Annotated in this window: 15 protein-coding genes and 2 tRNA genes; 13 read left to right on the forward strand and 4 right to left on the reverse strand. The window is 51.8% G+C overall.

The annotated features are described in order from the left end of the window. Positions 1-19 precede the first annotated feature (19 nt). The 10 genes from IG82_RS0105565 (at position 20) to IG82_RS0105625 (ending at position 5,753) form a co-directional block, all read left to right on the forward strand. Positions 20-1,372, forward strand: coding sequence for a pyruvate dehydrogenase complex dihydrolipoamide acetyltransferase (locus tag IG82_RS0105565; protein WP_031934561.1), 1,353 nt, complete (start codon positions 20-22; stop codon positions 1,370-1,372). A 98-nt stretch (positions 1,373-1,470) separates the two neighbouring features. Beyond that, positions 1,471-1,545 (forward strand) — tRNA-Val (locus IG82_RS0105570). A 208-nt stretch (positions 1,546-1,753) separates the two neighbouring features. Further along, complete coding sequence (locus tag IG82_RS0105575; RefSeq protein WP_156095405.1) at positions 1,754-2,251, forward strand: hypothetical protein; 498 nt, start codon at positions 1,754-1,756, stop codon at positions 2,249-2,251. Between the two features lie 163 nt (positions 2,252-2,414). Continuing rightward, positions 2,415-2,759: a hypothetical protein gene (locus IG82_RS0105585; protein WP_156095406.1), complete on the forward strand. Its 345-nt coding sequence runs from the start codon at positions 2,415-2,417 to the stop codon at positions 2,757-2,759. Beyond that, positions 2,747-2,899, forward strand: a complete 153-nt coding sequence (locus IG82_RS07185) for a hypothetical protein (protein ID WP_156095407.1) — start codon at positions 2,747-2,749, stop codon at positions 2,897-2,899. The genes IG82_RS0105585 and IG82_RS07185 overlap by 13 nt, the downstream gene beginning before the upstream one ends. Positions 2,900-3,121: 222 nt before the next feature. Continuing rightward, a complete protein-coding gene (locus tag IG82_RS0105600) occupies positions 3,122-3,703 on the forward strand; it encodes an Atg14 domain-containing protein (RefSeq protein ID WP_156095408.1) in 582 nt (193 codons plus the stop codon). A gap of 43 nt (positions 3,704-3,746) precedes the next feature. Beyond that, positions 3,747-4,436 (forward strand): hypothetical protein, encoded by a 690-nt coding sequence (locus IG82_RS0105605; RefSeq protein ID WP_156095409.1) that lies wholly within the window; start codon positions 3,747-3,749, stop codon positions 4,434-4,436. 95 nt (positions 4,437-4,531) lie between these two features. Then, positions 4,532-4,849, forward strand: a complete 318-nt coding sequence (gene rpmB, locus IG82_RS07420; protein ID WP_031934566.1) for a 50S ribosomal protein L28 — start codon at positions 4,532-4,534, stop codon at positions 4,847-4,849. Positions 4,850-4,995: 146 nt separating this feature from the next. Continuing rightward, a tRNA-Asp gene (locus tag IG82_RS0105615) sits at positions 4,996-5,072 on the forward strand. A gap of 348 nt (positions 5,073-5,420) precedes the next feature. Beyond that, entirely contained in the window at positions 5,421-5,753 is a 333-nt protein-coding gene (locus tag IG82_RS0105625; RefSeq protein ID WP_156095410.1) for a hypothetical protein, read from the forward strand. A gap of 49 nt (positions 5,754-5,802) precedes the next feature. Here IG82_RS0105625 and IG82_RS07005 read toward each other — a convergent pair whose 3' ends face one another. Continuing rightward, positions 5,803-6,633, reverse strand: a complete 831-nt coding sequence (locus IG82_RS07005) for a GrpB family protein (RefSeq protein ID WP_082192095.1) — start codon at positions 6,631-6,633, stop codon at positions 5,803-5,805. Between the two features lie 260 nt (positions 6,634-6,893). Here IG82_RS07005 and IG82_RS0105640 point away from each other — a divergent pair, with 260 nt between their 5' ends. After that, entirely contained in the window at positions 6,894-7,580 is a 687-nt protein-coding gene (locus tag IG82_RS0105640) for a hypothetical protein (protein WP_031934571.1), read from the forward strand. Here the strand turns inward: IG82_RS0105640 and yidD are convergent. Then, on the reverse strand, positions 7,577-7,867 hold the full coding sequence (gene yidD / locus IG82_RS0105645; RefSeq protein WP_082192096.1) for a membrane protein insertion efficiency factor YidD: 291 nt from the start codon (positions 7,865-7,867) through the stop codon (positions 7,577-7,579). The genes IG82_RS0105640 and yidD overlap by 4 nt on opposite strands. A gap of 50 nt (positions 7,868-7,917) precedes the next feature. Between yidD and IG82_RS0105650 the strand changes: the two genes are divergently transcribed. Then, positions 7,918-8,178 (forward strand): BolA family protein, encoded by a 261-nt coding sequence (locus IG82_RS0105650; RefSeq protein WP_031934573.1) that lies wholly within the window; start codon positions 7,918-7,920, stop codon positions 8,176-8,178. Positions 8,179-8,236: 58 nt separating this feature from the next. Here the strand turns inward: IG82_RS0105650 and IG82_RS0105655 are convergent, their stop codons facing one another. Then, the gene (locus IG82_RS0105655; protein WP_156095411.1) at positions 8,237-9,244 is read right to left on the reverse strand and encodes a hypothetical protein; all 1,008 of its coding nucleotides are present in this window, start codon (positions 9,242-9,244) and stop codon (positions 8,237-8,239) included. Between the two features lie 325 nt (positions 9,245-9,569). Between IG82_RS0105655 and IG82_RS0105660 the strand changes: the two genes are divergently transcribed. Continuing rightward, positions 9,570-10,973, forward strand: a complete 1,404-nt coding sequence (locus IG82_RS0105660) for a cryptochrome/photolyase family protein (protein WP_031934575.1) — start codon at positions 9,570-9,572, stop codon at positions 10,971-10,973. A gap of 84 nt (positions 10,974-11,057) precedes the next feature. Here the strand turns inward: IG82_RS0105660 and IG82_RS0105665 are convergent, their stop codons facing one another. Beyond that, the gene (locus tag IG82_RS0105665) at positions 11,058-12,521 is read right to left on the reverse strand and encodes a hypothetical protein (RefSeq protein WP_172642911.1); all 1,464 of its coding nucleotides are present in this window, start codon (positions 12,519-12,521) and stop codon (positions 11,058-11,060) included. Positions 12,522-13,012: the final 491 nt, after the last annotated feature.

The following is a 13,012-nucleotide window of genomic DNA, read 5'->3' on the forward strand; positions in this document are numbered from 1 at the left end:
TCTGTCTTAAGGAGCCCTTATGTCCATTGAGGTTTTCATGCCTGCCCTTTCACCCACCATGAAAAAGGGCCACCTGGTGGCCTGGCACAAACAGGAGGGTGACACCGTTGAGGTGGGGGACTTACTGGCTGAAATTGAAACAGACAAAGCCACCATGGAAGTGGAGGCTGTGGATGATGGCGTGATGGGGTCTATTTTGGTGGCCGCGGGCACCAAAGATGTGGCGGTGGGCACACCCATTGCTGTGTTGCTGGAGGAAGGAGAAGAGGCCTCAGCTTTGACGGCGCCATCTCCTTCAAAAGAGGCAGCTGCCAACGCCCCCGCCCATCACGCGCCGGCTAACCATGATGAAACATCTCTATCCCTTTCGTCAGAAACCGTGGAAGGGGTGGAGACGTTTGATGTCCCCAACATGGTGCCTCATCCTGACAATGATGATCGGGGCGGGGTGCGTATTTCACCTCTGGCCCGAAAACTGGCTCGCGACCATGGTGTGGACACACGAGCTCTCAAGGGCTCAGGCCCACGGGGGCGCATTGTGAAGGCTGATATTGAGCAGGCCCTTGCAAGGCCTTCTGTTGCTCACGTATCTGGGGGAGGCTCAGCGCAGGCTCTGCCATCCTCACCGGCTGCCCCCGTGCCATCTTCAGCGCCTGTGCCTTCGTCACCTGAGGGGCTCTTTTCTGGCTATGAGCCTGCCTTTGAGGCTGTGCCGGTAAGCGGCATGCGTGAGGTGATTGCCCAGCGTTTGTGGCAATCAAAATATGAGATTCCTCATTTTTATGTGACCCGTGAGGTGGACATGGGCGGCGTAACGGCGTTGCGGCAAAAGCTGAAGGCGCGCGACATCAAGCTGTCAGTCAACGATTTTGTGCTGAAAGCCACGGCTCATGCGTTGCAAGCCTTTCCCTTTGTGAACAGTGCGTGGGCACAGGATACCATCCGGGTTTATCAAACGGTGGATCTGGCGGTGGCCGTGTCGGTGGCCGAAGGGTTGATTACGCCTGTGATTCGTGATGCGGCTTCGAAGGGCCTGAAGGCACTGGGCGCAGAGATGAAAGATCTGGCCGCGCGCGCGCGTGAGGGCAAGCTGAACCCGCAAGAGTTTCAAGGGGGCACCTTCACGGTCTCAAGTTTGGGCATGTTTGGGATTGACGCTTTTTCAGCCATTGTCAACCCCCCTCAGGCAGGCATCTTGGCCGTGGGCGCATTGAAGGACGTGCCTGTGGTGAAAGCAGGGCAGGTGGTGGTGGCGCCCCGCATGACCTTAACGCTGTCTGTGGATCACCGCGTGGTGGATGGTGTGCTGGCCGCCCACTTTTTGAATCAGATCAAGCAGTTTTTGGAAGACCCCGCCGCCATGCTCTTATAAAACCCGTGGTCACGACGCCCGTGGTGCCTAGCCATGGCGCGTTTTATCGAGGTGAATGGCTTGACAAAGAAGGGCCGCTGACTCACTTTTAATAAGCAGGGCGCTTAGCTCAGGGGGAGAGCGCTGCCTTCACACGGCAGAGGTCACTGGTTCAATCCCAGTAGCGCCCACCATCTTTACACATCCTGCCTTTTTTCCACTGAAAAAATCATGATGTAGTGCCTATTGTGAGTGTCTTGCGTCTTTTTACTCAAGGATTTTCTGCGGCCTGCGTTTGCCCCGTAAGCACACCCTCTCCTCACTTCCTATTTATTGACAAAAAAGAAAACAAAAGAAATAATGGGCGCGGGTTAGGTTATCGATTGTAAGGGGGGTTTATCTATGTCTTGGGGTCGTAGGGTTTGTGTGGGTGCGGTATTGTTAACGTGGGGGTCGTCTTTAGAAGCTATCTCGAGGGTGCATGTTTGGCATGGTTCGGACAAGCGTGCACTCGAGCGAAATCTACAGGATTTTGCGCGCAATCAAGAGGAACTTACAGGGAGAATAGGGGCACTTGAGGGGAGCAAGTGGAGCCACTCTTCCGCCAGGGATCTGTTCAATGGTCGGCCGAATGTACAAGACCTCAATCATAGGTTAGATAATCTTCGGGAAGAACTCGCTGTTTTTAAACAAGCGCAAAAAAGAACGCAAAGGGATCTTCAAAAAGAAAATAACAGTCTGCGCGCTAGGCTCATACAGTGTATGGCAGAGATACGGACGCTTCAGATCAGGCTAAAAGACCTGTCGCGACCCAAAGCTTTGGTCAAGAAAACGGTGACAAGGCCTGAGAGAAAGAGGGCGGAGGTTGTGCAAGAAAAGAAAGAGGTTACCTCAGGTTAAACAAGAGGCTCTCTGTGCGCTTAGAACCCTGCTCTGTGGATGAAGCTCTGCGGTTGCGCGCCCTCCATGAAGAGGGGGGTCGCAAGGGGGAGCATTTTGTTGACATATGGGCACAAAACAAGGAAGATTGCAGTTAAAGGCATTGTTTTTAAAGAACTTTATCATGATGGTTTCTTGTATGTCCTCTTTTGTGCGTATGGTTTGTGTGGGCGCGTCGTTGTTGATGTGTCATGGGTTATGGGCCGTGGGCCCGGGTGATGAGGTGCCGAGGGATGAACCGAGAGGCACGCTTTGCGCGCCATATGCCCAGGATCAAGCTTGTGAGGGTGAGGCGTTGTTGCCCAAGCAGGCAGGCACAGAGGCTGAAGTTAAAGAGTTAAGGGAGCTCGTTGCAGCGTTGACGGCTGAGGTTGAAGAGTCGCGTCAGAAGCAGGCAAGCATAGAGACGCGGGTTGACACGTTGGAGGCTGACGTTAAAGAGTTGAGGGGGGCCTTGTGGTTGCCCTAGAGCAGCTCGCCGTTATCACGCGGCCAGGGTATGTGCAACAGTGGTGGATCTATCTTTCTGCCGGTGCGACCTTTCTTTTTCAGGCTGCAACGACGCCTTTTGATCCCTTGGCCCTTTATCAGCATCATCTTGAAACATAAAGGTTCATGGGGGCTTTGACCCCTTTTGCATGGGGGATGGGCCAGCCTTTGCCCTCAGCAATGAAGCCAGCCAGGCACGATCTTATAGAATCATCTTTTGCGGGGATGGGCGTGTATCCCTTCTGTTGAAGCGCGAGGTCCATCTCGAGGTCCATCTTGTTGACATATGGGCACAAAAAAAGAGAGAATAACGATTATCATATTGTTTTTATGGAGTTTTTTATGCATTCATATTTTTTCTTGTCGTTGCGCACAGGGTTGGTGGGCGCGGTGTTGTTGTTGTCTTCATTTGTGCATGCAGGTGTTTCTGGCGCATCAGATGATGAGGGTGAATCTGTGGGGGCAGGTGCTCCTTTTGTAGAAGACCTGAAAGAAGAGCTAGAGCAGAAACATATGGGAAACGTTTCGTCAGCTGCGTACCATGAAGACCTGCTGGCAGAAGGAAGGAAGCTTGAAAAAGCTTTAGAAGCAGAAAACAAGGCTTTTCAGCAACAGAATGCCGCCCTGGAACAAAAGAATGCCGCCCTGGAACAACAGAAAGCCTTCCTGAAACAAAGAATAGCCGATCTGAAAGCCGCCCAGGAACAAGAGAAAGCCGCCGTGGAACAAGAGATTGGAAAAAATTACAGAGAGGGGTTGCAACAGGTGTGGGACAGTCTGCAAGGCCGTAAAGCACCATGGGCTGTGGCGATGTGTGAAGAGATAAAAAGTTTGATTCAATATCAATCTAACCCTGATGCTTTGAAAAAGCTGAAGGCGCGTTTGGTTGCGCATTTAGCTGAAGAAGAAGAAAAACAAGCGTGATCCGAAGCAAAGGAACAAAATGATTGACATATAGGCATGTGTTGTGGACCATAGGACTGAATTTCTGAGTGAATTTCTGAATGTTTTGCCTAAGGGGGTGCTGATGTTTTGTCGTATGTTTTCTTCTGTGCGCGCCCTGCTGATGGGGTCGGCACTTTTGTTATCCACCGTTGCCTATGCGGGCCACGGCGATCAGAATGCAGAAGATCGTCCAGAAGGCGCATCGTCAACGCCACGTATGTTTTCGCATGAAAGGTTTGCCACTGTTGAAGAAGCGTTAGGCGGGGTCAATCAAGAAATAACTGCGTTACATCAAGCGTTAGCTTCCTGTTCACAGGAAGAAAAAGAATCAGAGCAGAAAACCCGAGACCAGATAACATGCAGGCTAGAACGCTTACAAAAGGAGCATGCTGAACAAGTGGAAGAGGTGTCTCGTCTTAAGGAAGAGCGCAGATTGCTTGAGGAAAAGCGATGCATTTTGGAGAAGATGGAGAAGATGAAGTCTGATTCTCGTGCGTCTGACAAAAAGAGGGAAAACGATCCTGGGTCCACAGAAGCTTTGCAATATTCGCCTCTTTCTTCTGAAACTTTGACTCCAGAAGATGTCAGGGATGGGAGGGCTTCATTGCCTAAGCCGCCTGCTACCTTTGCAGATGAAGGTCAAGAGCTTGCTACCCCTGAAGATGACGGTCAAGAGCCTGCCTCCTCTGCAGATGACGGGCGGGGGCGTTGAGGCACCTTCTTCATGTGTGAAGCCGGGGGTGCTTGATGTTGACCTGTTTGGATGGTTGAGATATAAAGAATAGGAAGCAATCGATAGGTTTGGTCATGTCTCGTTTTTGTCCCGTTTCATCGCGGCGTTTGTTGTTTGGCAACAATGTGTCTCACGCGAATAATCGCACGCGGCGCACCTTTGCGCTGAATTTGCAGCCCTTTTCTTTTTTTAGCGAGGTGTTAGGCCAGGTGGTGTATTTGCGCCTTTCTACACGCGGTATGCGTTCGATTGAAAAAGCGGGCGGCTTAGATGCCTATCTTGAGGGTCACTCAAAAAGCACGCTGGATGAGGCCCTGCGCCCCCTTAAGCGTTCGTATGAGAAGGCCAAAAAGCGGGTGGGTTCTTCAGAAAAAGCGGCACAAAAAGCCTGAAAACCAAAGCCTCAGACATTGTGGTTATGGCTTTTGGCTGTGTGTTGGCTTTGTGCCCGTGAATCTTCAGCCTTTTTCTAGTGATTTCCGCTCTTGACAGGGCGGCCGTGAGGAGAGAGGCTAGGGAAGGTGCCCTTGTGTGAAAAGGGGGTGTAGCTCAGTTGGTTAGAGTGTCGGCTTGTCACGCCGAAGGTCGCGGGTTCGAGTCCCGTCATCCCCGCCATCCATCCCGCCTTTGTCATTGACCGTATCTGTGTGATGGCCATGAAGCCCGCCGCGTCTGTTGCACCTGCGTCCTTTGGCTCTCTTTCATTGAATCTCCATCACCCCTCGGCCTGCCCTCCTTTCTACTCCTGCACCTTTTTGCTCTCATGCCCTTTCATCGTGCTCCTTTTTGAATTATCGCTCTTTTTGGGGGTCGTTTTTCTTGTGGATAACAGCTCTATGCGTGTTGCTTGCCTTTCTTCCAGGTTGTAGGGTCCTGAGGTTTGTTTGGCTTAAGGTCCATCAACGCCTTTTTTAGGGTCTTTTGCTAGGGTGAGATCAGGGTTTCCTACCGGGTGGATCGAGTGTGCACACAATTCAATCACGATGTTTGTCTTGGGTGGCGTATGCCAGCTCTTTAGCCTTTCAGTCCACACCTTGTTTGCCAGGGTCTTTGTCGTCGTCGTGCGTGTTGGCGGTGGATCACAAGCTTGTGGGCCTTTCGTATGCTCACGATTTGCTGCGGCACTTTCGCGCATTGCAAATCAGGCTGATGAATGGGGAAAACATTCAAGATGAGCTGGCCCGTTTGCGCATCCAATGTGCCGATACGCCCATCCAAGACCCCCACCTGCACGATATCATCACTATGCTGGAAATCCGTCTTGACCTCATGGCTCATGGCCTCGAGAAGCCCTAAAAAAACAGGATCCACGGCCCTGCCCCCGTTAAAGCCCAGGGGCTTTATGTTAAGAGGGCGCGTTGTTCTGACTTTGATGAGAGATCATGTCATACCCTTCTAGGGTCAACCATTTGCGCACAAGCCCCATTAAGGTGTTTGGATCCATCGCTTCATCTGTGTGAATGAGCAGGCTATGTAGCATGGCCGTGGATGGCGTAAAGAGCTCTACGTGGGCATAGCCAATAATGGTGGTGCCGCGATAAAAGAGAAGATGTTTGTGCGCGGGGGACAGCAACGTTTCTAAGGCCTTAGATGCAGGCAGATCGCGTTTGCGGAAGGCCTTAACGGCTTCCCACTCAGCATCATGGGCCGCGATCACAAAGCGCAATCGCTTAAAGCCTGCTTTGTGCAAAATATCTTGGATGAACCCGTGCTTGCCCAAGGTATAGCCTTTGTATATGCCGCTTTGCACGTGAGACGACTTTTTTTTCACCAGGGCATATTTAAGGGCTGCGTACTGTGCGCACGTCTCAGGATGGGTGCGCAAATAGTCTCGAAAGCGCACGTTAAGCTCGACCTCTGGGTCATTGTGTTCAAAAACATGCAGATTCACATTCAGGTGAGGGGTTCGATACGTAAAACTTTTGCGCAAAGGCAGGCTAAACCCGCCTTGATATTCATACCCTAATTTTTCAAGCGGCGTGTGGGGAAACCTGAGATCCCTCACTTCGGCAATGATATCAATGTTTGGCTTGGCGGGCAGGCCGGGCACAGCCGTTGATCCCACGTGATGAATGGCCACACACGCGCCGCGCATAGCCTTTTTAAGCTTGTCTGCTTCTTGTAAAAAGTGCTGAGGCCACATCCGATCATAAGGGACGACATTCACTTTTTTCATAAGCTAGCGCATGCAAGTGTTTCTGATGATATCATCATGCACGTTACATACCTTTCGTCAACACGGAGCGGACTTTGGTAAAAATGCCTGTAGCTTTGTTTCTCTAGGGCTCTTCCTGAGTCTGTTCTTCCCGCCTTTCTCAACCTTCTTTGCCCCAGCTGATCCTGCCTGGTGGGGCATTGTGGGTTTGTTAATCATCTGGGCCTATGGTGTGCAGACCATGTTGTGTTGATCACCTATCCGTAAGGGAGGGCTTGTTGATGAAGCTTGTGGGTTTATCGCCTCGACATCGCCGGTTCATAGAAGATGTGCGCGATTGTTTGTATCACCTGGATCTTCAGTCTCAGCAAAGCTTTTATAAGGACGTGCGCTTTTTGTTTGCAAGCCACCCAGAGCACGCAGGTGTTTACTCACATGCGCGTGCCGTGAAAGCAAACGATGCAGGGGCGGGTCTTCACACGCACATGGTGGTGGGGGTGGGGTTTGATATGGATGCCCCTGAGGCGCTTCATGATTGGGAACAGGTGTTGGGTGACAGCACCTCCTTTCGTGATGTGTATGAGGGGCGTGTGGGGCTATCGCAAGAAGAGATACGGTTATTGTTTGACGAAAGGGCCCATGGGCGGCAGGTGTTTTTGTCTCAGCGCCTTTATGGTGATTGTTGGCAGCACTTGCGCGCCAATGAGCGGCTGGCCATAGAAGAGGCCTTTTTTCAAGGCGGTGAAGGGCTTGTGGGCCCCAAGACGCGGTTTTATCGGGGCATGCATCGCTATGGTGCGTCGGGCCATCTTGGAGAACTTGAGCGCGCTATGGCGGACATACGCCACCAGGGTCACCACCAAGGGTGCACCACATGGATGCGGCGCTGTATGGCGATTTCTGTCTTGATGGATTCACGGGCGTTTTTGGATGAAAAAACCCAAGCCGCCTATCGCAAAAAAGGCTAACGTTTTGGGCGGTGCGCGTGTGGCCGGTCGCTCCACGGGTGGCATTTCTTAAGGCGCCGCAGGGTGAGCCAGAGCCCTTTCAGGGGGCCAAACCGTGCAATAACCAGGCGGCTATAATCCGAGCACGTTGGGCTAAAGCGGCATTGCCCCACCCATAAATGTGATCGCAGCACACATTGATAAAACCCCAAGGCCAACAGCATCAACCACTTGATCACCCAAAACGCGGGGGAGAGCAGGCATGTGTAGAAAAAATGTCGCAAGCGCGGGTCAACAGGTGGGCGCATAAAGTATTTTTGTGTAGGTTGAAGGTAAGCACCTGGAACAAGAGAAGCCCATGTCTTTGATTGATGAGTATAAAAATCGTATTCAGTCTAGCCTAAGCCCAACATTTTTAGAAGTTGTGGACGGATCGGCGTCCCACCGGGCGCACGCGGGCGCCCAAAACGCTGGTCCCATCAGCCACCTGGGCATACGCATCAAGGCCAAGGCGCTCCAGGGCCTTTCGCCCGTGGAACAGCATCAAAAAATCTATGCGCTGTTTGCCGACGAGCTGGCCTCAGGCGCCATCCACGCTCTTCAAATTGAGGTGCTCTAGCGCGGCCCCTTCGCGTCACTGTTTATGGGATGCAAAGACGCCGTGCAAAGATGCCGCCTTAAAGCGCCTCTCCATCATCCGCTGCCCCGATTGCTAAAGAAGATTCCTCCTCTTTTTTTGCCTGCACGTCTCTCAACGCGCCAAGCAAAGGAAACAATAGCTTCTTTGTGATGTACCAGCTATTGTAGTAGTCTGCAAGCATCTCTTTTTTCTCTTCAGGGGTTGTTTCTTGGATAAAAGCAGCAGGGATCGCACATTTTTTTGCATGTTCACAAAAGAAGTGTAAGAAGGCCCCGAACTCCTGATACAAAGACATGGAAGCCTGATTATCGTTGTTATATGTAATAAACATAGGAAAGCCTGCTTCTAAGGTATTTGTTTCGAAATCTATGGGGACCTCTTCTTTCTTTGATAGGACAAAATAATCTTTTTCTTTGCCTTCGACGTACCTGGATAGATTGGCAATAGTTTGAGGCAGACTTACAAAGAAATCATACTGTTGTTTCAGGTTTGTGAGTTCTTGATTCAATGCCAACCAACGGGCTTTTTCTTCGAGCTTCTCTATAGCGAGGGCTTCTTCATGAACAGGGGTTTCATCTTGGCTGCTGGTTTGAGAACGTGAGGCTTGAGATGTTTGAGACTGTTCCACCACGGTTGTCGTGTCTTTAGCAAGCAGTTGCTCCATCAGCGCGTCGATGGCTTGTTGGGAATCACCTTTTGGAAACTGTGTCTCTAACTCTTGTTCAATCTTCTGCCTTTGTGTATTTAAGTTAGGCAGCCAGCGATTTTGAATCGAGAAGAGCGCCTCTTGAATGGCGGGAAAAACGATTGTTTCTGTTAAGGGCGCATCTGTAAAATCAACGTTAGAAAACGTTATGCCAAACGTTTCTTTAGATGCAGGATGTGTAAACCCAGGTGTGGCGGGCTGAGAAACATCTGTAGGGGAAAGAGAGGTCGCCGCGGGCGTTGTGCCAGTTGCGGGCGCGGCCTCTGCTAAAAGCCCGCTTACGGCAGGAGCATAAAGGGTTGAGCTTGCCAAGCTCTCGTCAGGGTCTGCGGCATACATGGGGACACTCAGCAGCAAAGCGCCCAAGAAAAAGGCACATGTTGCAAAGACATGGGTTGCATGTCGGGCGGGGCTCAAGGGATGGATCATAGGGGAAACCTCTTACTTATTATAAAAAACATAGGCGACAACATTTGCGAAAAAAGCAATTCTTGCCACAAAGGCAATATTAACCATAAATATCTGATTTGTCTGTATTTATTATTCTTTTTTCCGATACATGGTGGTGGATCTGATGCCTGGGGAAAGATGTTTGTGGGGGGAGGGTCCTCACGCTTTGCTGATGTGTTAAGGTGATGGATAACCGAAAAAGGGGGTCCTATGTATGCGTCTTGTGTGGTTGCGATCAGAGCTGCGGCTTGAGGATCATCCGGTGCTTTATGATGCCTGCCGTAAGGGCGGGCCGGTGCGCGCGCTGGTGTGCGCAACGCCTCAGCAGTGGGAAAAGCATGATGACGCGCCGTGTAAGATCGCCTTTCGGCAGGCGCTGGTGCATGGGTTGGCCCAAAAGCTAGCACATCGCGGCATCGCGCTGGATGTGATTGAGCGCCCCTTTTATCAGGACTTGCCTCAGGCGCTGACAGCCTATTGTCGCTCTCAGGGCGTGAAAGAGCTGTGGTACACAAAAGAGGTCCCAGTTTATGAGCAACAGCGGGACAAGGCTGTGGACAAGGCCATGGAAGCGCTTGGCGTTGTGGTGCATGCCTATGACCCGCCGTGGTTGGTGCCCTTGAAGGGGATGGTCAACAAGCAGGGCAAGCCTTATCGCGTGTTTACGCCATGGTATAAACACTGTATGAGCCAGATGGACGTGTTTTTGTCCACCCCCTTGCCACCGCCGCCTGCGGTGGGGCCTGCGTTGCCGCCCCCTGAGCTCCCTTGTTGGACAAAGGCGTCGTTTCGCGCAGATCTGTGGCCGGCAGATGAAGAAACAGCTCAGCAAACGCTGCATGATTTTCTAGTCCACCGTCTCACCACCTATGCACAAGAACGAGATGTGCCCGCCAAGCCTTCTACAAGCCTGCTTTCCCCCTATCTCTCCCACGGCGTGCTCAGCCTCAGACACTGTGTGTGGGCGGCATGGCAAGCTTGTGTGGCCAAAGGGATTGACCCCCATACCGATGGCTGGATTCGCCAGCTTTTTTGGCGCACCTTTTATCTGATGATCATGCAGTGTTTTCCGTGGGTCTCCAAAGGGCAACCGTTTCAGCGTGAGGCGGTGTATCCTTATGAGGCCTTGGATGAAGAGCGTCACCGCCTGTGGGCCACCGGGTGCACGGGGTTTCCCTTTGTGGATGCAGGGATGCGCCAGTTGCGCAAAACGGGGTGGATGCACAATCGCCTGCGCATGCTTACCGCCAATTTTTATTGCAAACTGATGGGAATGCCGTGGTGGGAGGGCGAGCGTTTTTTTATGCAACACCTCATCGATGGTGATTTTCCTGCCAACAATGGCGGGTGGCAATGGTGCGCCTCTGTGGGGTGCGATGCCTCACCGTGGTTTCGCATGTTTAACCCCCTCACACAATCGGAAAGATGGGACCCAGACGGCACCTATATCACAACCTTTGTGCCCGAGCTGGCGGGATTGGCGGCCAAGGATATCCACAATCCGCCCGACGATGTGCGCCAAAAGGTGGGGTATCCCCCGGCCATGCTGGATGCAAAAGCGGCGCGCCGCCACACCCTTACCCGCTATCAACAGGCCCGCGCGCTTTCACGCCTCTGAAACGTATCTGAATGCCCCTTGACACGTGCATCCTTTGAGGGGGCCTGGCGCCCCCCGGGAAGACTTGTGTATCAGCGCTTTCCCCTAACAATCACCTTCTTTTGACACATCCGGGTTTTTTGAAGACGCGGGTGGTGGCCCTTGTGTGGGCGCCCTGTCAGTGCCTTCAGCCACATCATCCTCAGCCGACGCTTCTTCCCCGCCTGGTCCTTCAGCAGATGTTGTTTCTGAAGAGATCTCATAGGGTTTGGGGAGCCAAGCATTCAGACTCTCCATGGCCAGGTGGTTGGCCACCTGGATCAACCAAGCTTCGGCATCTTCTTGAGTAACAGGTCTCGGGTAGATGTAGGTTGCCTCTTCCTCTGTGAGGTCGGGGAGGGTGATCATGTCTTTGGCATAATAATGCGGTCGCGTTTCTGCCTCCAGGTCACAGCGCACATAAAAGGGCCCGGCCGTAAAGGGGCGAAAGGGGATATCCTTGCTTACACTATTCTCAAGATCCCACATGACGGTCAGGGCAAAGGCTTTGACTGCTTCAGAGTCTGGGTCCAAAACCTTGGCGACGTTAAGAGTCGCCTGGATTTTTTGAGCAGAGCAGGTTTCTTGATGACCCAAAACAATCAGAGACTTGAGGGGCTTGTTTGTGGCACCCAAGCAAGCCGCTTTCAGCATGGGGAACGAGGCGTGTAATTCTGTATCAATATCTATGCCCTCATCTTCCCAACCCTGGCCTTCAGGGATTTTCCGTGTGCTGTGTATATGAAGTGAAAACAAGGTATTTTTGAGATAGGCTGCAAAACTTGGGTATCCCGCCACAAAGCGCCAGCGATCTTTCGGAGGCATGTGATTCAAAATCTTGGTACACATCTCAACGGGCAATGCCTCATTCATGATTTGTGCAAGCCGCAAGTCAAATGGAAGCTTTGGCGTGGGTGAAGGGTTTTGTTGAGGGCTGCTCACCGTCTTTGTCTCTTCCTGATCAAGGCATGTCAGGGTATAGGGCTGAAGACCCTGAATGTCTGACCAAAGCTGGCCGATGTCGTCTGCGGCAAAACTGGCAACGGGGAACTGGTTATTCAGCTTTTGTTCGTAGCCAAAATCCTCGCCGTTCAAAGGTGGCGCTGGAAAAAAGTGGTTCTGCTTAAGATGCTTGTCTTGGTCGTAAAAAGCGCCCCACCCACATTGCCCTTGAAGATGGGTGTGCTCAAGAAGCAAGGCATGGGATAAAAAAACACCTTTGTGCGCCATCCATGCAGGCACGGTGCTTGGGTAGGTGGCAGAGGCTGCAAAATCAACATATGTGAGGCAAGGAAAGTCTGTCTCACCATGGGGGGTGTGCGGAAACGTGAAGATGGGAGATTTTGTTGTCCTTTTTTCTGTGCCATCCGGCATTTCTTGGCTGCCATATCTCACCGACAGGTCCAGCCTTTGAAGGGCAGGCAAGGCGCCCAATATGAGGCATGGCATATGAGATTTGGAAGCGGTGATAGAAACCTCAGTGAGGTATTGGCTCTCTAGACGAAGGGGGTTCACAGGTGCAAACATCATAGAGAGTGCCATACATTTATTTTTTGCAGCATTTCTTCCGATACATAGACTCCACAGACGTGTAATAGGTTTATGTTCAGCATCAGTACAAATCTGTATTCCTCGTGGCGGATAATGTTCTTCGGGTAGGGAAAGTGCATACGCAACCCCCCTATTCAGGGAGGTGGACTCTGACGCAGAAGGCCTAGGGGCGGCTGAAAAGGGGCTTGGCGGTGCGTCATCTGGTAGGGTGGCGGGGTCTGCGGCCCATACCAAGGGCGTCCACAGCAAAAGGCAAGCCGTCAAAATATTTTTCATAACTCATTCTCTTTTCAAGCAAAATATTGCCAATTATGCAAAAAAAAAACAAAAAATCAATGATTTACGCTATTTTTTGACAAAAAAACTATTTTTAGCTGCCAGGAGGAGGGAAATACAGAAACGTTCACGCATCCCCCCTGCCCAGAGAAAAGGCGCCACGGATAGGGACGGTGGCCAAAAAGCGCACGTGG

This window comes from Candidatus Hepatobacter penaei, from assembly GCF_000742475.1.
GTDB lineage: Bacteria > Pseudomonadota > Alphaproteobacteria > Holosporales > Hepatobacteraceae > Hepatobacter > Hepatobacter penaei.

What these genes read in the sequence shown, in the direction of transcription:
- IG82_RS0105565 (WP_031934561.1), top strand. Translation starts at nt 20, where the DNA reads ATGTCCATTGAGGTTTTCATGCCTGCCCTTTCACCCACCATGAAAAAG.
- IG82_RS0105575 (WP_156095405.1), top strand. Translation starts at nt 1,754, where the DNA reads ATGTCTTGGGGTCGTAGGGTTTGTGTGGGTGCGGTATTGTTAACGTGG.
- IG82_RS0105585 (WP_156095406.1), top strand. Translation starts at nt 2,415, where the DNA reads ATGATGGTTTCTTGTATGTCCTCTTTTGTGCGTATGGTTTGTGTGGGC.
- IG82_RS0105600 (WP_156095408.1), top strand. Translation starts at nt 3,122, where the DNA reads ATGCATTCATATTTTTTCTTGTCGTTGCGCACAGGGTTGGTGGGCGCG.
- rpmB (WP_031934566.1), top strand. Translation starts at nt 4,532, where the DNA reads ATGTCTCGTTTTTGTCCCGTTTCATCGCGGCGTTTGTTGTTTGGCAAC.
- IG82_RS07005 (WP_082192095.1), bottom strand. Translation starts at nt 6,633, where the DNA reads ATGAAAAAAGTGAATGTCGTCCCTTATGATCGGATGTGGCCTCAGCAC.
- IG82_RS0105640 (WP_031934571.1), top strand. Translation starts at nt 6,894, where the DNA reads ATGAAGCTTGTGGGTTTATCGCCTCGACATCGCCGGTTCATAGAAGAT.
- yidD (WP_082192096.1), bottom strand. Translation starts at nt 7,867, where the DNA reads ATGCGCCCACCTGTTGACCCGCGCTTGCGACATTTTTTCTACACATGC.
- IG82_RS0105650 (WP_031934573.1), top strand. Translation starts at nt 7,918, where the DNA reads ATGTCTTTGATTGATGAGTATAAAAATCGTATTCAGTCTAGCCTAAGC.
- IG82_RS0105655 (WP_156095411.1), bottom strand. Translation starts at nt 9,244, where the DNA reads ATGTATGCCGCAGACCCTGACGAGAGCTTGGCAAGCTCAACCCTTTAT.
- IG82_RS0105660 (WP_031934575.1), top strand. Translation starts at nt 9,570, where the DNA reads ATGCGTCTTGTGTGGTTGCGATCAGAGCTGCGGCTTGAGGATCATCCG.
- IG82_RS0105665 (WP_172642911.1), bottom strand. Translation starts at nt 12,521, where the DNA reads ATGATGTTTGCACCTGTGAACCCCCTTCGTCTAGAGAGCCAATACCTC.